Origin of the sequence: Pseudomonas sp. 21LCFQ02, from assembly GCF_024129895.2 — a bacterium.
GTDB lineage: Bacteria > Pseudomonadota > Gammaproteobacteria > Pseudomonadales > Pseudomonadaceae > Aquipseudomonas.
This window is the reverse complement of record NZ_CM178749.1, coordinates 5522813-5549474: the sequence shown is the minus strand read 5'-3', so window position 1 is coordinate 5549474 and position 26662 is coordinate 5522813. Positions and strand designations below refer to the sequence as shown.

Annotated in this window: 21 protein-coding genes; 9 read left to right on the top strand and 12 right to left on the bottom strand. The window is 60.5% G+C overall.

What is annotated here, in order from left to right:
- Nucleotides 1–2: 2 nt before the first annotated feature.
- From NJC40_RS25080 to NJC40_RS25050, 7 genes are all read right to left on the bottom strand, one after another.
- On the bottom strand, nt 3–1319 hold the full coding sequence (locus tag NJC40_RS25080; RefSeq protein ID WP_253141432.1) for a cellulase family glycosylhydrolase: 1317 nt from the start codon (nt 1317–1319) through the stop codon (nt 3–5).
- A gap of 3 nt (nt 1320–1322) precedes the next feature.
- Nucleotides 1323–2501 carry a glycosyltransferase gene (locus NJC40_RS25075; protein WP_253141430.1) on the bottom strand — a complete coding sequence of 393 codons (1179 nt, stop codon included), beginning with the start codon at nt 2499–2501 and terminating at the stop codon, nt 1323–1325.
- Nucleotides 2501–4492, bottom strand: a complete 1992-nt coding sequence (locus NJC40_RS25070; protein ID WP_045493352.1) for an exopolysaccharide transport family protein — start codon at nt 4490–4492, stop codon at nt 2501–2503. Before NJC40_RS25070 ends, NJC40_RS25075 begins: the two co-directional genes overlap by 1 nt.
- A gap of 17 nt (nt 4493–4509) precedes the next feature.
- Nucleotides 4510–5310, bottom strand: coding sequence for a polysaccharide biosynthesis/export family protein (locus NJC40_RS25065; RefSeq protein WP_373568494.1), 801 nt, complete (start codon nt 5308–5310; stop codon nt 4510–4512).
- A 167-nt stretch (nt 5311–5477) separates the two neighbouring features.
- Nucleotides 5478–6935, bottom strand: a complete 1458-nt coding sequence (locus NJC40_RS25060; RefSeq protein ID WP_045493350.1) for a mannose-1-phosphate guanylyltransferase/mannose-6-phosphate isomerase — start codon at nt 6933–6935, stop codon at nt 5478–5480.
- Entirely contained in the window at nt 6935–8371 is a 1437-nt protein-coding gene (locus NJC40_RS25055; protein ID WP_253141428.1) for an undecaprenyl-phosphate glucose phosphotransferase, read from the bottom strand. The genes NJC40_RS25060 and NJC40_RS25055 overlap by 1 nt, the downstream gene beginning before the upstream one ends.
- A gap of 68 nt (nt 8372–8439) precedes the next feature.
- A complete protein-coding gene (locus tag NJC40_RS25050; RefSeq protein ID WP_257106889.1) occupies nt 8440–8574 on the bottom strand; it encodes a hypothetical protein in 135 nt (44 codons plus the stop codon).
- Nucleotides 8575–8853: 279 nt separating this feature from the next.
- Between NJC40_RS25050 and yegS the strand changes: the two genes are divergently transcribed.
- Nucleotides 8854–9786, top strand: a complete 933-nt coding sequence (gene yegS, locus NJC40_RS25045; protein ID WP_045493344.1) for a lipid kinase YegS — start codon at nt 8854–8856, stop codon at nt 9784–9786.
- Here the strand turns inward: yegS and NJC40_RS25040 are convergent.
- From NJC40_RS25040 to NJC40_RS25030, 3 genes are all read right to left on the bottom strand, one after another.
- Nucleotides 9770–10429 carry a response regulator gene (locus NJC40_RS25040; RefSeq protein ID WP_045493341.1) on the bottom strand — a complete coding sequence of 220 codons (660 nt, stop codon included), beginning with the start codon at nt 10427–10429 and terminating at the stop codon, nt 9770–9772. The two genes, yegS and NJC40_RS25040, sit on opposite strands and share 17 nt — an antisense overlap.
- Before the next feature lie 2 nt (nt 10430–10431).
- Nucleotides 10432–11331, bottom strand: coding sequence for a sensor histidine kinase (locus NJC40_RS25035; RefSeq protein ID WP_492180418.1), 900 nt, complete (start codon nt 11329–11331; stop codon nt 10432–10434).
- Nucleotides 11332–11531: 200 nt separating this feature from the next.
- Entirely contained in the window at nt 11532–11948 is a 417-nt protein-coding gene (locus NJC40_RS25030) for a hypothetical protein (protein WP_045493335.1), read from the bottom strand.
- Between the two features lie 617 nt (nt 11949–12565).
- Between NJC40_RS25030 and NJC40_RS25025 the strand changes: the two genes are divergently transcribed.
- Nucleotides 12566–13495, top strand: coding sequence for a chemotaxis protein CheV (locus NJC40_RS25025; RefSeq protein WP_045493332.1), 930 nt, complete (start codon nt 12566–12568; stop codon nt 13493–13495).
- 42 nt (nt 13496–13537) lie between these two features.
- A complete protein-coding gene (locus NJC40_RS25020) occupies nt 13538–14347 on the top strand; it encodes an MOSC domain-containing protein (RefSeq protein ID WP_045493329.1) in 810 nt (269 codons plus the stop codon).
- A gap of 174 nt (nt 14348–14521) precedes the next feature.
- Here NJC40_RS25020 and NJC40_RS25015 read toward each other — a convergent pair whose 3' ends face one another.
- On the bottom strand, nt 14522–16450 hold the full coding sequence (locus NJC40_RS25015) for a transglycosylase SLT domain-containing protein (protein ID WP_253141426.1): 1929 nt from the start codon (nt 16448–16450) through the stop codon (nt 14522–14524).
- Nucleotides 16451–16642: 192 nt separating this feature from the next.
- Here NJC40_RS25015 and NJC40_RS25010 point away from each other — a divergent pair, with 192 nt between their 5' ends.
- Nucleotides 16643–18565 carry an ATP-binding cassette domain-containing protein gene (locus NJC40_RS25010; protein ID WP_253141424.1) on the top strand — a complete coding sequence of 641 codons (1923 nt, stop codon included), beginning with the start codon at nt 16643–16645 and terminating at the stop codon, nt 18563–18565.
- A 50-nt stretch (nt 18566–18615) separates the two neighbouring features.
- Here NJC40_RS25010 and NJC40_RS25005 read toward each other — a convergent pair whose 3' ends face one another.
- Entirely contained in the window at nt 18616–19056 is a 441-nt protein-coding gene (locus NJC40_RS25005; protein ID WP_045493321.1) for a universal stress protein, read from the bottom strand.
- 125 nt (nt 19057–19181) lie between these two features.
- On the opposite strand from NJC40_RS25005, the gene NJC40_RS25000 reads away from it, so the two are divergent.
- The 5 genes from NJC40_RS25000 to topA all read left to right on the top strand — a co-directional run bounded on the left by NJC40_RS25000 (nt 19182) and on the right by topA (nt 26594).
- Nucleotides 19182–19625: a hypothetical protein gene (locus tag NJC40_RS25000; protein WP_253141423.1), complete on the top strand. Its 444-nt coding sequence runs from the start codon at nt 19182–19184 to the stop codon at nt 19623–19625.
- 556 nt (nt 19626–20181) lie between these two features.
- Nucleotides 20182–22347: a fatty acid oxidation complex subunit alpha FadB gene (gene fadB / locus NJC40_RS24995; protein ID WP_253141420.1), complete on the top strand. Its 2166-nt coding sequence runs from the start codon at nt 20182–20184 to the stop codon at nt 22345–22347.
- A 6-nt stretch (nt 22348–22353) separates the two neighbouring features.
- Nucleotides 22354–23529 (top strand): acetyl-CoA C-acyltransferase FadA, encoded by a 1176-nt coding sequence (gene fadA, locus NJC40_RS24990; protein WP_045493312.1) that lies wholly within the window; start codon nt 22354–22356, stop codon nt 23527–23529.
- A gap of 100 nt (nt 23530–23629) precedes the next feature.
- Nucleotides 23630–23866: a DUF1653 domain-containing protein gene (locus NJC40_RS24985; protein WP_045493310.1), complete on the top strand. Its 237-nt coding sequence runs from the start codon at nt 23630–23632 to the stop codon at nt 23864–23866.
- Between the two features lie 115 nt (nt 23867–23981).
- Nucleotides 23982–26594: a type I DNA topoisomerase gene (topA, locus tag NJC40_RS24980; RefSeq protein ID WP_253141399.1), complete on the top strand. Its 2613-nt coding sequence runs from the start codon at nt 23982–23984 to the stop codon at nt 26592–26594.
- The last annotated feature ends 68 nt before the right edge of the window (nt 26595–26662 follow it).

The window sequence follows — 26662 nt, the reverse complement described above, 5'->3', positions numbered from 1 at the left end:
GGTCAGGGCTTCCACTCCAGAATCTGCAGGGACGGCTTGAGCGTCAGGGTAATGCCCTGGCGGTTGGCCAGTGAGGTGCGGGTGCCGTCCAGCGGGTCGTGCAGCACCGCATCGAAAATCCTTGGGAAGCTCAGCGAGGCGGCCGAAGCGCTCCACGTCATCAGTAACTGGCTGCCGTCCGGGCGGCTCCATGACACGGCGTACAGGTCGCGGGGCACGCTGCTGACCGCCGGCGGGTCGGCGGGCAACAAGCGCGGGCCGGTGATTTTCAGGAAGTTCTGCAGCGCCAGGTACACAGGTTTCGGATTGCCTTGCAGGTCCACCAGTCCATAGCCTTGGTCACGGGCGGTGGCGCGTTCGTCCAGGTCGCTGAGGTTGAACAGGAAAATGCGCTGGTAGTCCATCGTGCTCATCAGTGCCAGGCGCCGCAGGGTGTAGTCGGCCTGGCCACGCAAACCGATAAGCGCCTGCATTTCCACCGGTCCTGCGTAGCTCGACCAGCCCCATTCGGTGGCCCACACCTGTTGCACGCCATTGCTGTGCAGCAACTGGTTCATGGCGTTGCCGCGCACCAGAAAATCCCGGTCGGCTGGCGAGTCGCCTTCAGGGTATTCGGAGTAGGGGTGATAGGCCGCGACCACGTTCTGCTGACCCAGCCCGCCCTCGACCAGGGTCTGCAACATGTAGCCGGGGGTACTGTGCATCTGGCTGTAATAGGCCATGCCGGCGGTGGCCACCTGCTTGCCGGGTACGGCCTTGCGAATCGCCTCGGTGCTGACGGCCAGCAGACGGGCATAAGCCACCGGGTCTTCCTTGGGGCGCCAGACAATATTGGGCTCGTTCCACACCTGCCAGGTGTTCACCTGTGGATAGCGCTGGGCGAGGCTGGCCATGCGGGTGGCGAACAGACCGAAGTCGGTTGGCGGAAACTGGTCGCGGCCTTCGGCATTGGCCGGTGCGCTGCTGGCAAACGGCGCCGAGCCGACCAGATACGCCAGCACGTTGTAACCGCGCTCGTGCATCGCGCTCATTGCGGCGTCCACGGTGCCCAGTTCCAGTTGATCCTTGCGTGGCTCGATCAGCGGCCAGTGCAGGGTCAGGCGCACCCAGTTCAGGCCCAGCGCGTCGAGGCGATTCATCTGTTGCTGGTAGATGTCCGGGGTGAAGTACGGGAACTGCACATTGACACCGAGAAAATCCTGCCACTCCACCGGCCGCGAGGCCTTGAGGATCGTTTCGGCCTTGAGTGCCGCAGACGGCGCCAGGCTTGCCGCCAGCAATGCGCAGTACAGCCATTTTTTGCATGTGCCATTCAGCATGGTTCACCTCTGCCCGCAGGCCTGGCGGAACATGTCGCGGAAACGTTCGGCGGTGTGCTGCCACTGCCGCGCCTGGCCCAGTTGCGCAGCGCTGGCAGCCCACTGCGCAGCCAACTGAGGGGCGCTGCAAACTTGCGCCAGGGCCTTGCTTAACGCCTGCACATCACCTTGCGGGTAGATCGTGCCGTTGCCGTGCGACACCTCTTCGGCAAACGAGCGGGCGTCGGAGGTGATCACCCCGCGGCCGCATGCCACTGCCCACGACAGTGCGCCGCTGGTGCCGCGCAATTCGCCCAGCAGCCTGAGCTTGCTGGATTCGCGGTACGGCAGCACCATCAGATGATGGGCCTGGATCAGCGGGGCAATCTGGTCGCCAGGCAGGTCCAGTTGCCAGTCGATCAGGTCGCTCAAGCCCAACTGACGAATGCGCAGGCGCAGCTCCTCGAGGTAGCTGCCCTTGCTGGCGAAGGCCATTTCCGGCTCGCTGCCACCGGCCAGGGTCAGACGCACTTTGGCGCGCAAGGCCGGCTGGCTGACAAAAAGGCTGGCCAGCGCGTCGAGCAAGTCTTCGATGCCTTTGCCGCGATAGATAAAACCGAAGTACAACAGCCGCAGCGGCTGGAGCGGCGGCAGCGGCTGTGGCTCGATGGCCAGATTGCCGTGGTTGATCACCACCATTTGTTGCTCGTGCAAGCCCATGCGCTGGCGCAGGCTCTGGCTGCCGGCGCGGGTCAGCGTCACCAGACGGGTCATGCTGCGCGCCAGCTGGCGTTCCTCGCGCAGGCACAACGGGTCAGCCAGCAGGGTGGCTGCCTGAGGGACGGGCGAGGGCAGGTGTTCGGCCAGTGACAGCGGCCAGGGCAGCTTTTCCAGGCGCCACACCAGCCGTTCCGGGTCATGCACTGTGGCGGTCAACGGCAGTTGGGCGAAACGCTCGCGCAGCGCCTGCAAGGCGCGGAACTCGGCCAGCCGTCCGCCGCCGATTTCGGCATGCACCAGGTCAATGCCTTGCCAATTGCTGTCGGCGATGCGTTGGCGGGCTTGGCGCGGATCGTTGCCCACGCCTTGCAACGGCGTGACCACCTCCACGTCCAGCGCCTGCAGGGCGTTGCGCAAATGGCCGGCATAGTCGGCGATGCCGTTCTGCTCGGGCGGCAATGGGGCGATCAGGGCCACGCGCATCAGCCACGACTCCCGATGCGTTTGAAAAACTTCAGTACTTTCTCCGGGACTTCGAAGCGGCGGCGGTTGAGGATGATGCCGTCGACCCGCTTGAAGGCGGTGTTCAGGGTGGTCAGCGCGTCTTCGAGCATCGGCACGGTGGTCTGTTCTGCGCGCACGATCAGCACAATCAGGTCGGCTTCACGCAGCAGTACGAAGGTCTTGTCGTTGCCATACAGGCCCGAGGCATTGATCAGCACGATCTCGCCGGGGCTGGCCGGCCCTGGTCCTTCGGTGCGCACGGTATGGCCATGTTCGGCCAGCATGGCGGCAAGCCGCTCGATGACGAACCTCACCCCTTCGCCCTTGTGTTCAGAGGTAAAGCCGATCGCCAGGCCGCGCTCCTTGACCTGGCCCAGCGGCAGGATGCCGTAGACCCGGTGCAGGTGCGAGGTGAACGCCGCGCTGCGTTCCTGGGCGCGCTCCAGGTCTGGCAGGCTGGTCCACACCGGCACGCCAAAGCGGCTCTCGATTTTTTCGCCATCGTGGATGCGCTGGTCGAGCAGGTAGAAGAAGTACAGCGCCAGCAGACCCACCAGCAAGCTCAGCGGCAAGGCCAGCACCAGCATCAGCAGGCTCTTGGGGAAGACCCGGCTGGGGTTGAAGGTGGCTTCTTCGATCAACGCGATGTTGCTGATCTGGCTGTTATCCAGCTCGCGGTCGATGCGCGCCTTTTCCAGGCTGTCGCTGTACAGCGCGTAGCTTTTTTCGGCGGCATCCAGCTCGTTCTGCAGGCGTGACAGCTCCGGCTCCAGGCTCAAGGCCAGCAGCCGGTCCTTTTCCAGCTGCGCCAGTTGCGCGTCTTGCTGGGCCAGTTGCGTCTGCAGCCTTGCGTAGCTGGTCTGCTGGTCGGCGTAGACGTTCTGCATGCGGTTGTAGATCGGGTTGGGAGTGATGCTTTCCGAACGCTGGATGGTCGCGTCCTGCTCTTTGAGCAGTTGCTTGAGGTTGTCGATTTCCTCGTTGATAGCCCTGACCGGCGGCGCCGTGTCGCGGAACGAACGACGCAGTTCCTGGCGCTCGACTTCCTTGGCGTTGATCCGGTTTTGCAGGTCCTGGCGGTTGGGGTTGAGTGACAGCTCGCGGCCGGCCGAGACGGTCTTGGGCTGGCTGGCCAGTTGTTTGCTCAGGGTGTCGAGGCCGGCCTTGGTCGAGGCGATGGCGCGGATGGTGTTGTTACGCTCGGTGCGCAGATCGTTCAGACCCTGAGAGGTGTCGGCCAGACGCTGGGCGATGCTCACCGCACTGAGCTGGTTCAGGTAGGCCTGGATCTGTTGCTTGTAGGCGATGATGTTGGCGCCGGTTTCCTTGACCTCGGTGTCGAAGAAGGCATACAGGCTGACCCGGCCCAAGGTCTTGGTGCGTTGTACCTGATACTCCTCGATCCAGTGGCGCAGCACGTCCTGGGCCACGGCCGGATCATCCCAGGTGAAGGTCAGTTCCATCACCGAAGAGCCCGGATCGTGGCGAACCTTGAAGCCTTTTTCGAGGGACTCGGCGAGCCGCTCGATCTGGGAGCGCCGCTCGACCAGACCGATCAGTTCCAGAAACTTGTGGCCGGTATCGACCACGGCATACACCGAGTCCTTGAGCAGGTTCTTCACCGAGGTCATGAAGCCCGCGTCCTGCCGGGCTTCGGACATTTTCGCCAGGTATTGCTCGGCCACCGTGCGGGTGATGGGTCGACCGGTCAGCATGCGCTCTTCATCGAGTAGTGGGTCGCGCATGGCGCTGGGCACCACGATGGCCTGGCGGTTGGACAATTCGATCGGCACCGTGCTGCTGTCGCGGCCCGGCTTGACCAGCAGCAGGGCAGTGGACTCATAACGGTTGGGCAGAATGAAAGCGCCCAGCACGACGATGATGAAGCTCACCAGGACGGTGGTCTGGACCTCTCGCCGGAAAATAAAGAACAGGCGCAGCAGGTCGCGAAAGGAACGGATACTGATCATGTCTGATTCCCTGACGATTAATTTTGACTACGCAACTCGTAGTTCAGGCCCAGACCGATCGATTTGGCGAAAGGGATCAACTGGTTGAAGTACAGGTTGACACCGTCGACCTTGTTGCCGACCGAGGACTTGGGAACGAACACCACATCACCGCGTTGCAGCCACACAGGCCCTCGCGGGGCTTCGGCGGAGGCCCAGAGGAACTTGCTGTAATCGAACAGGTAAGTCTTGTACAGGCCGTTATCCTCCAGGCGCAGCAGCGCCACCTGACGGGCATCGGCGTCGGGTGCCACGCCGCCGGCGCCAACAATCGCCTGGTCCAGAGTGGTGGCCACGGTCACCGGCAGTGACGCCGAGTTGCGCACCGCACCACCGACGAACACGGTGTTGCCCGGCGCTTGCGAAATATTAATGGTCAGCGCCGTCTCGCGGTACACGCTCTCCAGACGGCTCTGCAATTGTCGGGTCAGTTCCGGCACGGTCAGGCCGGCGGCCTGCACAGTACCGATATAGGGGTACGAGAAGGTGCCATCGGTGAGCACCTGAAACAGGGTCAGCTCGTAAATCGAGTTGGCGGTGAACGCCGAGATGGTCGGTGGTTCACCGGTGTTGCGGACGATCCGCAGGGTGTCACCAGAGCGAATCTTCTGGGCCGGCAGCGGCTTGCCGGCCAGTTCGCGGCCGGCATTCTGCGCAGCCTCGATCACGGCCTGGTCCTCCGGCAGGCCAACCCTGGCCGGAGTATTACAGGCACTCAGTGCCAGTACGCTGGTTGCCACCAGCAAGCTCTGCAAGAGCCGTGAACGTTTCTGATGCATGAATACAGCTCCCTGACGGGGAAAAACAGTCATGTCGACATCGGGGCTGTTGCTGTTTCAATATCGCCTTGGTGAAACCTCAACAATCCCTGTCTGCCGATTCCAGGATGCAACGCTGTCCGGTTGCCCACGCCGGGTGGTGCGGGCAATTCTGCATTTCGCCAGGGTCAGGCCTTGTTGGCCTGGGCCGGCACTCGTCCATAAATGTCGGTAAAGCGCACGATATCGTCCTCGCCCAGGTACTCACCGCTTTGTACTTCGATCATCACCAGGTCAATGACACCGGGGTTGACCAGCCGGTGGGTGTGGCCGGGTTTGATGAAGGTCGACTCGTTGGTGTCGAGCATGAATTCGCGTTCGCCATTGGTGACGGTAGCCATGCCGCTGACCACGATCCAGTGTTCACTGCGGTGATGATGCATCTGGAGTGACAGCGAAGCCTGCGGGTGAACCACGATGCGCTTGATCTTGAAGCGTTTGCCTTCCTCCAGCACGGTGTAGGTGCCCCATGGCCGGGTCACTGTGCGGTGCAGGCGGTAGGCCTCGTGGTTCTGACGCTTGAGTTGCTGGGCGATCAGTTTCACATCCTGGGTGCGGTTGCCATCGGCGACCAGTAGCGCATCGGGGGTGTCGATGATGATCAGGTTTTCCAGCCCCACCGCACCGACCAGCCGCTTGGGCGAGTCGATGTAGCAGTTATGCACGTCGTGCAGAACAGTCTCGCCATTGAACTGGTTGCCATTGGCGTCGGCCGGGGTCAGCTCGCGCAGCGCCTGCCACGAACCGATATCGCTCCAGCCCAGTTGGCAGGGCACTACCGCGACCTTGGCCGAACGCTCCATCAGCGCATAGTCAATGGATATATCCGGCACCTGAGCGAACAGCTCAGCGTCCAGTTCGAGCTGCAATTCATTGCTGCCTTGCTTGCTGGTGCTCTTGTCCAGGCACGCTTGCACCGCTTCCAGTACGTCGGGGGCATGGGCTTGCAGCTCTGCCAGCAGCACATCGACACGCAGGCAGAACATCCCGGCGTTCCACAGATGCAGACCGCCATCGACCCAGGCCTTGGCAGTAGCGGCATCAGGTTTTTCAACGAAGCGCGCGACCTGATAACCGGCGCCGTTGAGCGCCTGGCCCTTTTCGATGTAGCCAAAGCCGGTTTCCGGCTTGTCGGGCAGAATACCGAAGGTCACCAGCCAGCCTTGCTCGGCCAGCTCACGGGCGCGGGCCACCGCCGCCTCGAACGCTGGCACGTCAGCGATCAGGTGATCGGCCGGCAGAATCAGCAACTGGCTTTGGGCCCCGTAAAGTGTCGATACATGCAAGGCCGCGGCGGCAATCGCCGGGGCCGTGTTGCGCCCGGCAGGTTCCAGGATGAAGTCCAGTTTTGCCCGCTGTTTGTTCAACGGGCGGTAGTCGTCCACCGTGCGGAAGTACACCTCACGGTTGGTGACGGTCAGCAGGCGCTCGACACCCGGCAGGTGGGTGGCGCGGTTGAACGTTTTCTGGAGCAGGCTTTCGCCATCGGGAAGGCGCATGAACGGCTTGGGCATGGCTTCGCGAGAGACCGGCCAGAGTCGGGTGCCGGAACCACCGGCGACGATGCAGGGGATGAGGGTGCTCATCAATAGACCTCTCGGTTGAGTAGCACTGCCGGAACAGTGCGCAGAAGGATGTAGAGATCGAACCAGACGGACCAGTTTTCGATGTACTCAAGATCAAGTTCGACGCGCTTCTCGATTTTCTCGACGGTATCTGTCTCACCCCGGTAGCCCTTGATCTGCGCCAGGCCGGTAATGCCAGGTTTGACCCGGTGGCGCGAGGTGTACTCCTTCACCGCTTGCTCGAAGAGAATGCCGGCCGCCTTGGTGGCTGTGGCATGGGGGCGCGGGCCCACCATTGACATGCTGCCGGCCACTACATTGAACAGCTGTGGCAGCTCATCCAGGCTGGTCTTGCGGATGAAGCGCCCGACCCGCGTAACCCTGGCGTCGTTGCGGGTGGTCTGTTTTTCCGCTGAGGCATCAGCCTGGTGCTGATGCATGGAGCGAAACTTGAATACCTCGATGAGGCGGTTGTTGTAGCCGTAGCGTTTCTGGCGGAACAGCACCGGCCCTTTGGAGTCGAGTTTGATCGCGACAGCGATAAGCAGCATCAGTGGCGACAGGGCCAGGATGGCCAGCGACGACAGAACGATATCCTCGGCACGCTTGATGAACGGCGACCAGCCACTGAGCGGCACATCGGAGGCGTTGAACATCGGCAGGCTGGCCACTTCCGTGATGCGGTTGTGGGTGTGCCGGAAGGCAATCATGTCTGGCACCAGCAACACATTGACCGGCAGGCGACGCAGTTCGCGAATGATGTAGTCCATGCGGTTTTCTGCAGTCCATGGCAGCGCCACCAGCACCTGAGTGACCTTGTCTTCGCGGATCAGCCGCTCCAGGTCGCCGGTGTTGCCCAGCAAAGGCAGGTTGGCGACCGTCTTGGGCATGCGCCCGATGCGATCGTCGATAAAACCGATGACCCCGGAACGGATGTCCTGATGTTCGACCAGATACTCGGCCAGCCGCAGGCCGTTCTCCGTCGCGCCGAGAATCACCGCCGTCTGCAGGAATACGCCCTTTTTCATTTGTTGACGGAACAGCACCAGCAGCATCAGCCGCACGATGCTCAGCAATCCCAGAGTCGCCAGATACCAGAGCAACAGCTGGTCCTGATCGACCGCTTCGAGCACATCCATCATGTGGTGCATGATCAGCAGCAGACCGAATGCGGCGGTCCAGGCAAACACGATCATGCGCAGGCGCACCGAGTTGCTGAACAGCGCTTCGGAATACACCCCCAAGGCCTGGAATACCACCACGCTGAGGATGCCGAACACCAGCAGCATGCCCAGTTGCCCTTTGGCGGCATCTGCGGGTGCTCCGGGGTCGAGGGCCAGAATCACCAGCCCTGGCAGAATGCAGGCCAGACCATGGGCCAGACGGATACCAAACAGGAAGTATTCGACCAGGCTGGTACGGGTCAGGGAAAGACTGTCAACGGGTTGTAAACGCATAGCGCTCACTCACTGCTATTAATCCTTTGGTTGGGTATCGATCCATGGCTGATCAGTAGCGGTGTGGGTCAATAAGTCGAGGTTGGTCTGGCGTCTGTCAAGGATGTGGCGGTCTGGCTGCAGGAGGAGGTCATGCGGGCATTGGCCCGGGCACGGTCGGTAGGCGTATTACCGTTGTGTTGCGGGATGAGTCCTTGATTCATAGCGCAAACCTCCTTGAGCAGCTTTTTTGACAGTAAAGCTCATGCAACAGAAAACGTGGAGTTTCTCGTCCGGGTTTTGCCGGCGCTAGAGCGTGTCAAGGCGCCTGATGGCAATATGGCTCAATAAATACGGGGCAACGAGGCCATGGCGCCCGGATAAAAAAATCTTCGAAGCCGCGAGCGCTTTCACTTCGTCCGGGGTCATAAGCAGACCTGTCATGCACCGAACCAAGAGTCGCGGGATAGACAGCAACCTTTGATCAAACACAGGGGAGTGTCATGGCACAACGCAGAGCGATTCTGATTCTTCATGGCAAGCAGTCGCTCAACGAGCAGGTCCGCGATGCGGTTGCCCGCAAGCGCGAGCAGGGGTGGGAGCTTGATGTGCGTCTGACCTGGGAAGCCGGTGATGCGCAGCGGCTGGTTGCCGAAGCCTTGGCCGCCGGTCATCGACAGGTGATCGCCGGAGGCGGCGACGGCACCCTGCGCGATATCGCCGAAGCGCTGGCGCTCAGTCGTACGGCTGATCAGCCTGTGAGCCTGGTGATTCTGCCGCTGGGCACTGCCAACGATTTTGCCCACGCCGCTGGTGTACCGCTTGAGGTCGATGCAGCACTTGATCTGCTGGACGTGCCGGCGCGCGCCGTCGATCTGGGCGAGGTCGATGGGCGACTGTTTCTGAACATGGCCACCGGCGGCTTTGGCAGCCAGGTGACGGCCAATACCTCCGAAGACCTGAAAAAGGTGCTCGGCGGCGCTGCATACCTGTTTACTGGGCTGACCCGTTTCAGTGAGCTGCATGCGGCCTATGGCGAACTGAGCGGTCCAGACTTTCACTGGGCCGGAGACTTGCTGGCATTGGGCATCGGTAACGGTCGACAGGCCGGCGGCGGTCATGTGCTATGCCCCAATGCGCTGGCCGACGATGGCTTGCTGGACATCAGTATCCTGCCGGCCCCACAGGAACTGGTCGGCACCCTGAAAGGTTTGCTGGCCGGCGGCTTGGGTATCGAGAACATGTTCGTCCGGGCCCGCCTGCCCTGGATCGAGCTCAAGTCAGTCCACGGGCTGGATATCAACCTCGATGGCGAACCCCTCAACTGCCAGCACCTGCGTTTCGAGGCGCGTCATGCTGCCTTGATGGTGCATTTGCCAGCCGGTTCGGCGCTGTTGGGCGACAGTGAGACGCCGTGGCTCAGTCGTCCAGACTGATGATTCGTTCGCGTACGCAGTACAGCACCAGGCCTGCGATGTCGTAGATCTGCAAGCGCTTCATGATTTGCGCGCGGTGGGTCTCGACGGTTTTGACCGACAGGCCCAGGCCCGAGGCAATTTCCCGGGTGGATTTGCCGCGCACGATCAGGCGCAGGATTTCCAGTTGCCGGGCCGTCAGGTTGAGGCTGTCCTGGGTGTTCAGAGGCAGGCTCGGCGTCCCGAGCAACGCCTGATTGATGACGGTGTGGGCAATCGCCGGGCTGAGATAGCGCTCGCCCGCTGCCAGCGCCAGGAGCGCGTGCTGCAGCTCGGTTGCGGTGGTGTCTTTGAGCAGGTAGCCGTGGGCGCCGGTCTGCAAGGCGCGCATGATCAGTGCCGGTTCGGTATGCATCGAGATGATCAGCACTTTGCTGTGCGGTCTTGCCCGCAATAGCTGTTGCAGGGCATCCAGGCCACTGGTCTGCTTCATCGAGATGTCCAGCAGGACGATATCCGGGTCCAGGCTCAGGGCCAGTTCGGGCAGGTGGTCACCGTCAGCGGCTTCGCCGATCACGCTGAAGCCGGGAATGTCGGCAACCATGGCGCGGATGCCGGCACGGATCAGGGAGTGGTCGTCGATCAGTAAGAGTGTGCAGGTCATGATCAGGTCTTGTGCGGGCGGGCCCGTTGCTGGTTGCGTGGGGCCCACGGGAAAACGGCTTCAATACGAGTGCCGACGCCTGGTTCGCTGTGCAGCGACCAGGCGCCGCCGAGCAGGCACGCCCGTTCGCTCATGCCGGCGATACCGCGCTGGTTTTCCTGGGCGGGGCTCAAGGCTGGCTCGAAACCCTGGCCATCGTCCTGAATGAACAGCGACAAGCCGTGGGGCAGACGTTGCAGGCGCACCACCAGGTTGCGTGCCTGAGCATGGCGCAGCATGTTGGTTACCGCTTCCTGGGTAATCCGGAAGGCGGCAACGGCGATCTCTTCTGCAATGCCATTGAGCGGTTGCGGGCAGTCGAAGGTCCAGCGTACCTCGCTGTCGGCCAGGGTGCGTACCAGATGCGAGCGCAGGCTCGCTTCCAGCCCCAGACTTGAGAGCTGGCGCGGATTGAGGATGCTCGACAGGTCGCGGATTTTGTCCAGCGTCTCTTGCAGTGTGTGATTGAGCAATCGTCCCTGTTCGTGACAATCGTCCGGCAGGCGCCGTTGCAACCAGTCGAGTTGCAGGCGGGCGGCAGTGAGCATCTGGCCGATATCGTCGTGCAGTTCGCGGCTGAGTCGTTGGCGCTCGGTCTTTTGCACCTGCAGCATGTGTTCGGCCAGTTCAACGGGGGTCAGGCAAACGTCCTGGCGTGCGCCCAGCCGTGGCAGCCAGAGTATGATGAAGGTCACCAGATTGAACAGCAACAACGCGCCGGGCATTGTCTGCGTACGCCAATAAACCAGCATGTTGACGAGGATGGCGATTGTCCCGAGTGCGGCTGTCAGTATCAGGGCATAACGGTTGCCCGTAGGGCGCAAGCGAGAGATCAGGTTGCGCAGGGGTATTAAGGCGATCATTGAAAAGTCTTGGCTGGTGGTCCACGGCGACAGCGACCCAATGGGGGCGCTACAGACAAGCAAACTGTTATCGCAATGCAATACTTAACCGTATTGATGAACGAAGATATGCCTGATATCGAAACCATCGGCAATGCGTTTGTGCTGATTGATAGCGTAAGGCTTGCTTGTTGCGTGTGGATATTTTTGTCTGCCCCGCATCAACAACCGGCCCTGGGTGCTGCGCGGGTCTGGTCGGCAAGACGGTTGAGCAGTTCGTGTTGTTCGCTGTCATCCATGCCCAGCTCGCCGGTCTGCGGGTCAATCAGTTCCAGTTGCCAGGCCAGCAGGCCCAGGCAGTCTCTGAGTGTGCGCAGGGCTTCGTGCTGCAACATGTCATCACCCAGGCCTTCGAGTTGTTGCTGCAACTGGCCAGCAAAGCTGGCGGTACTGTGCAGTGCTGCGCCGACGGCTTTCTCGGTGAGTGAGCGCAAGGTGCTTTGCAGGCCTTTGATAGCGTCCTTGTCGTTGGCGATCATCTCCAGATGCGCCAGGCAGTCTTCGGAGCGGTCCAGCAACCTCAGGCATTCATCCAGCACCTGGTCATGTCGCTGCTGCCATTGATTACTGTTCAGCATTCTGGGTCTCCGTACTTCATCGATCGCGTAGACAGAGCGCTCGCGGGGAATGCCAGACAGTTAATGTCCATTTCAGCTGAAAGTCTGTAGGGGGATTCTGAATATTGTTCGGCGGTGGCTATATGATGTCTATCGGCACGCATTAGCCAGCCAGTGCCGAAAATCTCAGCCGTCGACTTGATCCTTGATGCGCAGGCTTGCTTCATTGCCCCTTGGCGGCCGCGCATGGGGCAGGGCTTGAGCCTGCACGCACAACAACAGCCTGACTCCATTCATGTATTGAGAATGGTGTCACAATAATATCTATTGAATAAGGCGAATATCAGGTTTGCCCTGAGTTGGACTCAGGGTTACCCCTAGCATCAAATTCTTTGATACTTGAAAAAAGATCTGACCCGTAACGACATATATATCGTCAAGGCAGTTGGCAAGGTAAAGCCAGTAAAGCATGATGCTAATATGATATCAATGATCGCCGGCGGTTGTCTGATCAGGTGTCGGGTTGAGTCAGTGGGTTGCCATTTCGCGATAAAGCCCGGGAGTACAGGCTAAGGTCTGAGCGGCTTCGGCCGATACACCGGGCAGACGTATCGTCATTAACGCTTCAGGAGTTCTACATGGCTGGCATTCTCGACACAGTGGATCAGCGTACCCAGTTGGTGGGCGAGAACCGCCTGGAAATCCTCATGTTCCGGCTGGCGGGCCGCCAGTTGTTTGCGATCAACGTCTTCAAGGTTCAGGAAGTGCTGCAGCTGCCCAAGCTGACGCTCATGCCACAACGCCATTCGTTCGTCTGTGGCGTGGTCAACCTGCGCGGCCAGACCCTGCCGGTTATCGATTTGTCACAAGCGATCGGCATGCGGCCGCTGGTGCCGGGCCCGAACAGCACGATTATCGTCACTGAATACAACCGCTCGGTGCAGGCGTTCCTGGTGGGCGGCGTGGACCGCATCATCAACATGAATTGGGATGCCATCATGCCGCCGCCGGCCAGCGCCGGTCGCCAGCACTACCTGACGGCAATCAGTAAGGTCGACGACCAGTTGGTGGAAGTCATCGATGTCGAGAAGGTGCTGGCCGAGATCGTGCCCTACAACGCCCGGGTGTCGACCGAAAAGCTTGAGGATCCGATTCTGGAACGCGCCAAGGGTCTGGAAATTCTGTTGGTGGATGATTCCAAGGTCGCACTCAACCAGTTGCGCGATACCTTGTCGCAGCTCGGCATCAAGCTGCATACCGCCAGCAATGGTCTCAAGGGGCTGAACATGCTCAAAGCCTGGGCCGACACCGGCCAGGACATGAACGAGAAGCTGCTGATGGTGTTCACCGACGCAGAGATGCCGGAAATGGACGGATACCGACTGACCACCGAGATTCGCAACGACCCACGGCTCAAGGGCTTGTATGTGGTGTTGCACACTTCGCTGTCGGGCAGCTTCAACGAATCGATGGTCAAGAAAGTCGGTTGCGATAACTTCCTGTCCAAGTTCCAGCCGGACAAGCTGGTCGACGTTGTTCGTGAACGGTTGGTGATGGTGTACGGCTGAGGCCAGTGTAATCTGTGGCCTGAACTCCACCAGGAACAGGCCATGTTGCAACTGAGTGCGCTTTACCGCTATCCCTTGAAGTCGTGCAAACCCGAGGTGCTCGACAGCGCCGCTTTCGATGCCTTGGGGCTGGTTGGCGACCGGCGCTGGATGCTGGTCGATGCCGCTACCGGGCGTTTTCTCACCCAGCGTGCATTGCCGCACATGTCGCAGTTGTCGGTGCTGTGGAATGCCTCTGGCGGCGTGACATTCTCAGCGCCAGGCTTCACGGCGCTTGATGTGGCGTTGCCTGAAGACCGGGCCGATAACCTGCGCGGTGTCACCGTATGGCGTGACAGCTTGCAGGTGCCGGACGCCGGTGACGAGGCGGCCGAGTGGGCCAGTGCCTTCATTGGCAAACCAGTGCGGGTGGTGCATGTCCCTCAGGCCCGTGCACGCTGGCTGCCCGATGGTTACGGTACGATCGACGACAAAGTCGGGTTCGCTGATGGTTTTCCGCTGTTGCTGATTGGTCAGGGGTCTCTGGACGATCTCTCTGCGCGTATCGGCCGGCCGCAGGAAATGCTGCGCTTTCGGCCCAATCTGGTGATCAGCGGCGCTGAGCCTTATGCCGAAGACAGCTGGAAGCGCATCCGCATCGGTGAACTGGAGTTGCGGGTACTCAAGGCCTGCTCGCGCTGTGTCCTGACCACCATCGACCCCGCCACCGGCCAGCGCAGTCCCGACCGCGAACCGCTCAATACCCTCAAGAGCTACCGTCTGATCGAAAACGAAATCCTGTTCGGGCAAAACCTGGTCAGCGATGGCGAAGGGCGGCTGGAGGTGGGGATGCGGGTGGAAGTTCTGGAGTAGGATCGGGGCCGTTTGGGGGACCGCCGCTTTCATCACACAAATTACAACCAATTGATTTTTAATGGTTATCTTGTAGCAGCGGCCGGGCGGTGATCCGCTTTGGCCGCGAAAGGCTTCGCAGCTAAAGCGGCTCCTGCGAGGTGCCGTGTTTGCAGCACGACAGCCCGGCCGGTCCTACAGATCGTCAAAGAACCGCTCGTGCCAGTCCACCAGCGGCTGTGGGTTATTCAGCTTCTGGCCGTAGATCACCGAGTACGACAACACGTTCTGCACATACTGGCGCGTCTCGTCGAACGGGATGCTTTCCACCCAGACATCGAATGCCAGGTGGTTGGCACCCTTGAGCCACTGACGCACCCGTCCTGGACCTGCGTTGTAGGCCGCCGACGCCAATACCCGGTTGCCGTTGAACTGCCCGTGCACCTGGCTCAGAAACGCCGCGCCCAGCTGAATATTGGTATCGGGGTTAAACACCTGTTGCGGTGAGGCCAGCGGAATATTGAAGCGTTTTGCGGTCTCTTTGGCCGTGGCCGGCATCAACTGCATCAGGCCACTGGCGCCCACGCCGGAACGGGCGTCGTCCATGAACGCACTTTCCTGACGGGTGATAGCAAATACCCAGCTCGAATGCAGGCCCCGCACTTTGGCTTCGCGCACCAGCGTGTCGCGGTAAGCCATCGGGAAGCGGATATCCAGATCATCCCAATATTTGGCCTGGCTAATGGTACGGATTGCCGGGAAGTACCATTTCAGGTCATAGGCCAGTTTGGCCTGGGCAACCATTTCGTCGCGGTTGAAATGCCGGCTGACGTGATACCACTCGCGGCGGCCATCGACGATCTCGCCGCGATTGTGAAATTCCAGCGCACGGCGAATGCCGGGGGTGTTGCGCACCTTGTTGATCGTGGCCTGGCTAAGAACCAGCGGTTTGTTGTTCAACTGGTACGGGCTCTGGGTGCGGTCGGCGGCCAGAAAACCATAGAAGTCCCGTTCTTGCGCGACTTGTTTGTACAAGGCCGGAATTTGCGGGTTGCCCGGTTGCGCCAGCTCCAGCGCACGCGCTTCCCAGTAGCGCCAGCGGTTGGTGTCGGCCAGGTCGGCCGGCAGGCGGCGTGCCAGGTCATAGGCTTCTTGCCAGCGCCCCAGACGCAGCAGCAGGCGCATGCGCCATTCGCTGACGGTGTCATCGTGCAGGTCAGGGTCGTAGCGGCTCATGATCTCCAGTGCCCGGTCGTCATAACGACGCGCCAGGGTCAGGCCGATCTCTTTGGCAATCTCGACCTTTTCTTCTTTGGAGAAGTGCATTGTGGTGGCGTAGCTGTCGAGCATCGCCAGGGTTTTCGGCGGATCCTGGCGGGCCAGGCGCCGCAGACCGAGTCCGACCACGTCCGACATGGCTTCGTCCACCGGCCTGAACTGCGCCGGGTTGTCGAGCATGTCCGGTTTCTGCGCCACGGCCAGCAGCAGCTTGCCCTGCGGTGCCAGCGAATTGAGGCTGTTGACCAGTGTGGTTGCCAGGCTGTAGTTGCGTGCCTGGGCGGCCAGCTTGGCGCGCTGCCAACGCTTCTGCTCGGTCAATTGCCCGGCAGCGGCCCACTGGGCGAACAGCGTATCGCACGAGCCTGGCAGGCTCTTGCTGGTCATCCACAGTTTTTCTGCGCTGGCGTAGGCTTCGGCGCGCTGGCCATTGTTGATCTGGTACTGGCCATACAGACAGTCCAGCTCGGTGAAATTCATCTTTTCATCGTAATACTTGACGAAGGTCTGCCAGTCGCCGCGCTCGGCCAGCCAGCGCAGCCAGCGCAGTTTCATCCAGTTGGCCTGGGGCAGGTCGCCGTGCTCGGCGAGAAACTTTTCTATTTCGGCGTTGCTGGCGCTCTTCAGACGGGCGGTCAGTTCGTCGTATTCCAGATACGGTTGCAACGGGTAGTCGGCCAGCGCTGCTGTAGAGCGCATGTAGGGGCCGGTGTCGCCTTTGGCCAGGGCTCTCTTGGCCTCGTCATAGAGTTTGCGCTGTTGGGTGATATCCGCTGCCTGGACCTGCATGGCGGCGGTTGCGGAAAGAAGCAGACAGGATACTAGGCTGAACAAACGACCGCGCATGGGACTTCCGGGCTGTTGAGTCGTGAAAAGTGCCGTTACTTTAGCCTTTTGCCTGCTTGGGTTGAAAGTGGCGCGACTGCCTGTGACGTGTCCGGAAATAATTACCGGGGGTGTAAGCGAGTCATTTCGTCCTGCTGCCGACAGCGGGGCTCTATCTCGGGTAGAATGCGCGCCCGGTTTTTGGAGAAGCTCATGACCCTGCTCAAATTCAGCGAAGTGTCCCTTGCATTCGGCGCCATGCCGTTGCTGGACAAGGTCTCCTGGCAGATCGCCCGCGGTGAGCGGGTGTGCATCATCGGCCGTAACGGCACAGGCAAATCCAGCATGCTCAAGCTGGTCAAGGGCGTCCAGAAGCCCGACGACGGCAGTATCTGGCGCGCACCTGGCCTGAAGATTGGCGAGTTGCCCCAGGAGCTGCCGGCGGCTGATGACCGCACCGTGTTCGATGTGGTCGCCGAAGGTCTGGACGGGGTTGGCTCACTGCTGGCCGAATATCACCATCTGGCCCAGAACTGCGTCACCGAAGACGACCTGAACAAACTCATGCATGTTCAGCAGGAGCTGGAAGCCCGTGATGGCTGGCGCCTGCAGCAGGTGGTTGACAGCACCCTGAGCCGCCTGCAGTTGCCGGCTGACAAGACCCTGGCCGAGTTGTCCGGTGGCTGGCGCCGTCGGGTGCTGCTGGCCCAGGCGCTGGTCTGCGAGCCTGACCTGCTGTTGCTCGACGAACCGACCAACCACCTGGATATTGGTGCGATTGCCTGGCTCGAAGAGGCACTCAAGGACTTCCAGGGCGCGGTCTTGTTCATCACCCACGACCGGGCCTTCCTGCAGAGCCTGGCGACCCGCATTCTGGAGCTCGATCGCGGCGGGCTGATCGACTGGAACGGCGACTACGCAAGTTTTCTGGTGCACAAGGAAGCCATGCTGGCCGCCGAAGAAACCGCCAATGCGCTGTTCGACAAGCGTCTGGCCCAGGAAGAAGTCTGGATTCGCCAGGGGATCAAGGCGCGGCGCACCCGTAACGAGGGTCGTGTGCGTGCGCTCAAGGCGTTGCGTGTCGAGCGCAGTGAGCGTCGTGAGCGGACCGGCAAGGCCAATATTCTGATCGAGTCGGCGGAGAAATCCGGCAAGCAGGTCATCGTGCTGGAAAATGTCAGCTTCGCCCATCCGGGCGGTCCTGAGCTGGTCAAGGACTTCTCTATGGTCCTGCAGCGTGAGGACCGTATCGGCCTGCTGGGTGCCAACGGTACCGGCAAGACCACCCTGCTCAAACTGATGCTGGGCGATCTGCAAGCGACCGGCGGTGACGTGCAGACAGGCACCAAGCTTGAGGTCGCTTACTTTGACCAGTTGCGCCATCAGCTGGATCTGGAAAAGACCGTCATCGACAACATTTCCGAAGGTCGCGACTTTATCGAGATCGACGGCCAGAATCGCCACGTACTGAGTTACCTGGGCGATTTCCTGTTCAGCCCGCAGCGTGCCCGCACTCCGGTCAAGGCGCTGTCCGGTGGTGAGCGGGCGCGGCTGTTGCTGGCCAAGCTGTTCAGCAAGCCGGCCAACCTGCTGGTGCTTGACGAGCCTACCAACGACCTGGACGTTGAAACCCTGGAGTTGCTCGAAGAGGTTCTGTCGAACTACAAAGGCACCGTGTTGATGGTCAGCCACGACCGGGCCTTCTTGGACAACGTGGTCACCAGTACCCTGGTTTTCGAGGGCGGTGGCAAGGTCCGTGAGTACGTCGGTGGCTACCAGGACTGGTTGCGTCAGGGCGGCTCGCCACGTCTGTTGGGGGTGACTGACAGCAAGTCGGGCAAATCGGAACTCAATAGTGCCGTGGTCGCACCCAAGCCGGCAGCAAACGCTGCACCGGTGCAGGCCGCGCCAGTGGCGAAGAAAAAGCTCGGCTACAAGGAGCAGCGCGAACTGGAGGCCTTGCCTGGCCGGATCGACGAAACTGAAACCCGATTGGCGGCGTTGAACGAGCAAATCACCCAACCGGCGTTCTATCAGCGGCCGTCTACCGAGGTCACGGCGGTACTGGCCCAGATCGAGACGGTCCAGGCTGAGCTGGATGCGCTGTTGGAGCGCTGGGCTGAACTGGACGACTGACAGACGGGCAGGGCGCGCCACAGGGCGCGCACCTGCCTGGCTACGTCGTATCAGTCCTGCTTGTTCAAACGTACTGCAAGCACATCACAAGGCGCACCGTGCAGCACGTCATTGGCTGTAGAACCCAGCAACAGGGCCAGGCCGTGGCGGCCGTGGCTGCCAACGACGATCAGGTCGCAGCCGTGCTCCTTGGCCAGTTTGTGGATTTCCTGGCGTGGCTGGCCATAGGTCAGGTGGCTTTTGCCGACCAGAACTTCCGGGTATTTCTGTTTGATAAGGTCCAGCTTCGCCTGGGCCTGGTCAAATTGCTGCTGCTGCAACTGGGACAGGTCCATCGGCACGTCGCCACCAAAGGCCATGGCCATGGGTTCGACGATATGCACGAAAGATAGCGTGGCACCGCTGGCCTGGGCCAGCAGGCGAGCGCGCTTGATGACCGGGTCGCATTCGTCGGTCAGGTCTATGGCGACCAAAATGTGTTGATACGGCATGAGAGTAACCTCCGGAACAATGCGTTGAAGCCAGTATGGCCTTTTCGCGCCCGTCTGGGCAGGCCTTCTAGCGGCCGTTTTATTAATGATTGTTATCTGGTCTGGATAGCGCGGGGGCAAGAAATATGACGGGCTGGATCATTCTGTCAATCATTTGTGTGATGCTCAGCCCGCTGGTGTGGATGCTGCCATCACGCAGACAGAGCACAAGAATGGCGCTGCGCCTTGAAGCACGGCGCCTGGGGCTGGGTATGCAACTGGCACGGGAAGAGTGGCCGCACTGGTTGCTGCGCGAGCCGCCTGGTTCCTGCGCGCAGTATCACTGCCCGCGCCGGTCGGCAGAACCTGGCCAATGGCAATACTGGCAAACCGAGCCGGGGACGTGGGTCAATCGCTGGCGTGAGCCTTGCGTGGATGAGCGGGTCATGGCCCATTTGCAAGGGTTGCCGGGCGATGTCTACAAGGTCGAGGTGGATGCCCGGATGCTCTCCCTGTACTGGGGGGAGCGTGGCGATGCTCAAGTGTTGCAGCATATTAATGAGGCGATGAAGGCGCTCGCCCGGCTCTGATCAGCGCCCATAAAAAAGCCCGATAGTCATATCGGGCCGGGGGTGGCCAGGCAGGCCGGTAATTCAGTGGGCTGACGGTGCAATGCCGTGGTTGCAGTGCCTCTAACGGTCATCGCTTCAGCGCTGGCTGAACTCTAGCCGCTTTGCTCTGTTTTGTCGCTTTCTTTCCTTACTATTTATTGCAGTGAACCATGACGGTGCACGGGCAAGGGATGAACTTTGACCCATACTTCGTCGCGCCGCCCCTCGAACAGGGGAATGCGGCTGGCAGCGACTATTCTGTTTTCCAGGCAAGGCTGGCATCTGGCGGAAGCACGGTATTGATGACCGGGGCGGCGAATTGACAATTAACCGGTTTTGCATGAAGGTGTGCGTACCCAAGTCAAACGGGCGTATGAATTGAGCGTTTGGTGTCAGACGGCTCTTACAGAATTCGGACTGCCACGTCGGCGGTGAGCCTGTGATCTGGTGTGTTCATTGACGGCGACGTCGTGGTCTCGTCGGGCTGTAAGGCCCGGTGTGTATTGTTCAGCTTCCATATCGTGGAGATCAGTTGATGATTTACGAAGGTAAAGCCATCACGGTTACGGCTCTTGAAGGTGGCATCGTCGAATTGAATTTCGATCTCAAGGGTGAGTCCGTCAACAAGTTCAATCGCCTTACCCTCGACGAGTTGCGTCAGGTGGTCGATACCCTCAAGGCCGATGCGTCGGTCACCGGGGTGATCGTCACCAGCGGTAAGGATGTCTTCATTGTCGGCGCCGATATCACCGAGTTCGTCGACAATTTCCAGTTGCCCGACGCCGAGCTGATCGCCGGCAACCTGCAGGCCAACCGGATCTTCAGCGACTTTGAAGACCTGGGTGTGCCGACTGTGGCCGCGATCAATGGCATTGCACTGGGCGGTGGCCTGGAAATGTGCCTGGCGGCCGACTACCGAGTCATGGCCAGCGGTGCCAAAGTCGGCCTGCCGGAAGTCAAGCTGGGCATCTACCCCGGGTTTGGCGGCACAGTGCGCCTGCCACGTCTGATCGGTGCCGACAACGCCATCGAATGGATTGCTTCGGGTAAGGAAAACACCGCCGAAGATGCGCTGAAAGTCGGTGCAGTCGATGCCGTGGTCGAGGCCGACAAGCTCCGCGCAGCGGCGCTGGATCTGATCAAGCGCGCGATCAGCGGCGAGTTCGATTACAAGGCCAGGCGCCAGCCCAAGCTCGAAAAGCTCAAGCTCAATGCGATCGAGCAGATGATGGCCTTCGAGACAGCCAAGGGCTTTGTCGCCGGTCAAGCCGGCCCTAACTACCCGGCGCCGGTCGAAGCGATCAAGACCATTCAGAAAGCTGCCAGTTTCGGTCGTGACAAGGCACTTGAAGTCGAGGCCGCAGGCTTCGTCAAAATGGCCAAGACCTCTGCCGCGCAGAGCCTGATTGGCCTGTTCCTTAACGATCAGGAGCTCAAGCGCAAGGCCAAGGCCTATGATGCGCAAGCCCGCGAGGTCAAGCAGGCTGCGGTGCTGGGCGCGGGCATCATGGGCGGCGGCATCGCCTACCAGTCAGCGGTCAAAGGCACGCCGATCCTGATGAAGGACATCCGCGAAGAGGCCATCCAGCTGGGTCTCAACGAAGCGTCCAAGCTGCTTGGTAACCGGGTCGAGAAAGGCCGCCTGACGCCGGCAAAAATGGCCGAAGCGCTCAATGCCATTCGTCCGACCCTGTCTTACGGCGACTTCGGCCACGTCGATCTGGTGGTCGAAGCTGTGGTGGAGAATCCCAAGGTCAAGCAGGCGGTGCTGGCTGAGGTGGAAGAACAGGTTGGCGAAAACACCATCCTGGCGTCGAACACCTCGACCATCTCCATCAACCTGTTGGCCAAGGCGCTCAAACACCCGGAAAACTTCGTCGGCATGCACTTCTTCAACCCGGTGCACATGATGCCGCTGGTGGAAGTGATCCGTGGCGAGAAGTCCAGCGAACAAGCCGTGGCAACCACCGTTGCCTATGCCAAGAAAATGGGCAAGAACCCGATTGTGGTCAATGACTGCCCGGGCTTTTTGGTCAACCGGGTGCTATTCCCGTATTTTGGCGGTTTTGCCCGGCTGGTCAGTGCCGGTGTCGACTTCGTGCGCATTGACAAGATCATGGAAAAATTCGGCTGGCCGATGGGCCCGGCGTACCTGATGGACGTGGTCGGTATCGACACCGGCCACCATGGTCGCGACGTGATGGCTGAAGGCTTCCCGGATCGGATGAAAGACGACCGCCGCTCGGCTATCGATGTCCTGTATGACGCCAAGCGTCTTGGGCAGAAGAACGGCAAGGGTTTCTATGCGTATGAAACCGACAAGAAGGGCAAGCCGAAGAAGGTCACCGACCCTGAGGTGCTCGACGTGCTCAAGCCGATTGTCTACGAGCAGCGCGAGCTGAGCGATGAGGACATCATCAACTGGATGATGATCCCGCTGTGCCTGGAGACTGTCCGCTGCCTTGAAGACGGTATCGTCGAGACGGCCGCCGAGGCTGACATGGGGCTGATCTACGGCATTGGCTTCCCTCCGTTCCGTGGTGGGGCACTGCGTTACATCGATTCGATTGGCGTAGCTGAATTCGTGGCCCTGGCTGACCGCTATGCCGAACTGGGCGCCCTGTATGAACCGACCGCGAAACTGCGTGAGATGGCCCGTACCGGCCAGCGTTTCTTCGGTCAAGCGCCAGTCAAGGAGTAACAACCCATGAGTCTGAATCCAAGAGATGTGGTGATCGTCGACTTCGCGCGCACACCCATGGGCCGCTCCAAGGGCGGCATGCACCGCAATACCCGCGCCGAGGACATGTCGGCGCACCTGATCAGCAAGCTGCTGGAGCGTAACGACAAGGTCGATCCTGCAGAAGTCGAAGACGTGATCTGGGGCTGCGTCAACCAGACCCTGGAGCAGGGCTGGAACATCGCCCGCATGGCCTCGCTGCTGACCCAGATTCCGCATACCTCGGCAGCCCAGACGGTCAGCCGTCTGTGCGGCTCGTCGATGAGCGCGCTGCACACGGCCGCCCAGGCAATCATGACCGGCAACGGTGATGTTTTCGTGGTCGGCGGTGTCGAGCACATGGGCCATGTGGGGATGATGCACGGGGTGGACCCTAACCCGCACCTGTCGCTCTATGCTGCCAAGGCTTCGGGGATGATGGGGCTGACTGCCGAGTTGCTGGGCAAGATGCATGGCATCAGCCGCGAGCAGCAGGATGCATTCGCCCTGCGCTCTCACCAACTGGCCCACAAGGCCACTGTGGAGGGGCGTTTCAAGGACGAGATCATTCCGATGCAGGGCTATGACGAAGACGGTTTCCTCAAGGTGTTTGCTCAGGATGAAACCATTCGTCCCGAGACCACTCTGGAAGGCCTGGCAGCCTTGAAGCCAGCCTTCAACCCCAAGGGCGGCACCGTGACCGCCGGTACCAGTTCGCAGATTACTGACGGCGCGTCATGCATGATCGTAATGTCTGCCCAGCGTGCCAAAGACTTGGGGCTGGAGCCGTTGGCGGTGATCCGTTCGATGGCGGTGGCCGGCGTAGACCCCGCGATCATGGGCTACGGACCTGTACCTGCGACGCAGAAGGCGCTCAAGCGTGCCGGCCTGTCGATTGCTGATATCGACTTCTTCGAGCTCAACGAAGCGTTCGCGGCGCAGGCGCTGCCGGTGCTCAAGGACCTGAAAGTGCTCGACAAGATGAACGAGAAGGTTAACCTGCATGGCGGCGCGATTGCTTTGGGTCACCCGTTCGGTTGTTCCGGTGCGCGGATCTCGGGCACCTTGCTCAACGTCATGAAACAAAATGGCGGCCGCTTGGGTGTGGCAACCATGTGTATTGGTCTGGGTCAGGGTATTTCCACCGTCTTTGAGCGGGTCTGATTCATCCTGATTGCATTGGCCGGGGCCTTGTGCCCCGGCTTTTGCGTTTTATCGACGGCATTTTTTTCAAAATATGTAATTTTTTTCCGGGGATTACCGCATGCACTTGCAACCAGGACTTTATCGTCATTACAAAGGGCCGCAGTACCGCGTTTTCAGCGTCGCGCGGCACTCTGAGACCGAAGAGTACGTGGTCTTTTATCAAGCGCTGTACGGGGACTACGGTATGTGGGTAAGACCTCTGACAATGTTTCAGGAAACTGTCGAGGTTGACGGCGAGCGCGTGCCGCGCTTTGCTTTGGTCCAGGCCGAAGAAAGTCTTTTTTCCAGGCCGTGAGGCGCAACGCTACCATTGGCGCGGCTTGACCTCACTCTGTAGCCACTATATATAGCGATGCCTTTACAGGCTCGCGTCTGTCTTTCATTTATCGTATTCAGGAATTTTCTGATCCATGGGCAAATCGCTGGTCATCGTGGAATCCCCGGCTAAGGCCAAGACCATCAACAAGTATTTGGGCAACCAGTACGTGGTGAAGTCGAGTATCGGCCATATCCGTGACCTGCCCACCAGCGGTTCGGCCAGTGCCTCCAAGGAGCCTGCTGCCAAGCGTGGCAAGGCGGTTGCCGGCGAGGCTCCGGCGCTGAGCCCCAAGGAAAAGGCCCGTCGCCAGCTGGTGGCGCGAATGGGCGTTGATCCCGATCAGGGCTGGAAAGCCAAGTACGAGATTCTGCCGGGCAAGGAAAAGGTCATCGAAGAGCTGCGCAAGCTGGCCAAGGATGCCGACACCATTTACCTGGCAACGGACTTGGACCGCGAAGGGGAAGCCATTGCCTGGCACCTGCGCGAGGCCATCGGTGGTGATGATGAGCGCTACAAGCGCGTGGTGTTCAACGAGATCACCAAAAAAGCCATCCAGGAAGCCTTCTCCGAGCCTGGCGAACTGGATATCGCCCGGGTCAATGCCCAGCAGGCGCGTCGCTTTCTCGACCGTGTCGTTGGTTACATGGTTTCGCCGCTGCTCTGGGCCAAGGTTGCTCGCGGCCTGTCGGCCGGTCGGGTCCAGTCGGTAGCGGTAAAACTGGTGGTTGAGCGTGAGCGCGAAATCCGCGCCTTCAACCCGGAAGAGTATTGGGAAGTGCATGCCGACCTGGGCACCGCCAAGGGCGCCAAAGTGCGCTTTGAGGTGGCCCGCGAGAACGGCGAGGCTTTCAAACCGCTTAACGAAGCCCAGGCCATGGCGGCACTGGAGACGCTCAAGGCCTCCAGCTACAGCATTGCCAAGCGCGAAGACAAGCCAACCAGCAGCAAGCCTTCTGCGCCATTCATCACCTCGACCCTGCAGCAGGCTGCCAGCAACCGCCTGGGTTTCGGCGTGAAGAAGACCATGATGATGGCCCAGCGTCTTTACGAAGCGGGCTACATCACCTATATGCGTACCGACTCGACCAACCTGTCGGCCGATGCGGTGAGCATGGCGCGCAGCTACATCGAGAGCGAGTTCGGCAAGAAATACCTGCCTGATGCGCCGAATGTCTACAGCAGCAAGGAAGGCGCCCAGGAGGCGCACGAAGCGATCCGTCCTTCGGACGTCAACACCCACCCCAGCAAGCTGTCGGGCATGGAGCGTGACGCCGAGCGCCTGTATGAGCTGATCTGGCGCCAGTTCGTGGCCTGCCAGATGCCACCGGCGCAATACCTGTCGACCACTGTCAGCGTGACTGCAGGTAGCTTCGAGCTGCGGGCCAAGGGGCGTATTCTCAAGTTCGACGGTTACACCAAGGTCTTGCCGCAGATCGCCAAGCCGGGTGACGACGGTGTGCTGCCTGACATGGGTGAGGGCGAGAAGCTCGACTTGCTGGGTATCGACCCCAGCCAGCACTTTACCAAGCCGCCAGCGCGCTTCTCTGAAGCCAGCCTGGTCAAGGAGATGGAAAAGCGCGGTATCGGTCGTCCATCGACTTATGCGGCGATCATCTCGACCATTCAGGATCGCGGCTATGTGACCCTGCACAACCGGCGTTTCTATTCCGAAAAGATGGGCGATATCGTCACCGAGCGCCTGAGCGAAAGCTTTTCCAATCTGATGGACTACGGCTTTACCGCCGGTATGGAAGAGAATCTCGACGACGTTGCCCAGGGTGAGCGGGACTGGAAAAACGTGCTGGACGAGTTCTACGAGGACTTCCAGACCAAGCTGAAAGTCGCCGAGGCGCCTGAGGGCGGCATGCGTGCCAACCAGCCGGTGATGACTGATATCCCTTGCAAGACTTGTGGCCGCCCGATGCAGATCCGCACTGCGTCCACCGGCGTGTTTCTTGGCTGTTCGGGCTACAGCCTGCCGCCTAAGGAACGCTGCAAGGCAACCGTCAACCTGACGCCGGGCGACGAGATTGCCGATGACGATGAGGGTGAATCGGAGTCGCGGGTACTGCGCGGCAAGCACCGTTGCCCGATCTGCAGCACGGCGATGGATGCCTACCTGCTCGATGAAAAGCACAAGTTGCACATTTGCGGTAACAACCCAGATTGCACCGGCTATGAAATCGAAGAGGGCACTTACCGGATCAAGGGCTACGAAGGCCCGAGCCTGGAATGCGACAAGTGCGGCAGTGAAATGCAGCTCAAGACCGGTCGCTTCGGCAAGTTTTTCGGTTGCACCAACGCCGAGTGTAAGAACACCCGCAAGCTGCTCAAGAGCGGCGAGGCGGCGCCGCCGAAGATGGACCCGGTGAAGATGCCGGAGCTCAAGTGCGAGAAGGTCGACGACACCTACATCTTGCGCGACGGTGCTTCAGGTCTGTTCCTGGCTGCCAGCCAGTTCCCGAAAAATCGCGAAACCCGTGCGCCATTGGTGCTGGAACTGGTGCCGCATAAACAGGAAATCGATCCGAAGTATCATTTCCTGTGTGATGCGCCGGTCAAGGACCCTGATGGCCGCCCGGCGGTTGTGCGCTACAGCCGCAAGACCAAGGAGCAGTATGTCCAGACCGAAGTGGACGGCAAGCCGACTGGCTGGCGCGCGTTCCACGATGGCAACGCCTGGAAGGTCGAAGACAAGCGTTGATTGAAATCCCCTTGCCAGCCAGGCAAGGGGTTTTTTGCTTTGATCGGTTTTTCGCCAACGCTGCAAGG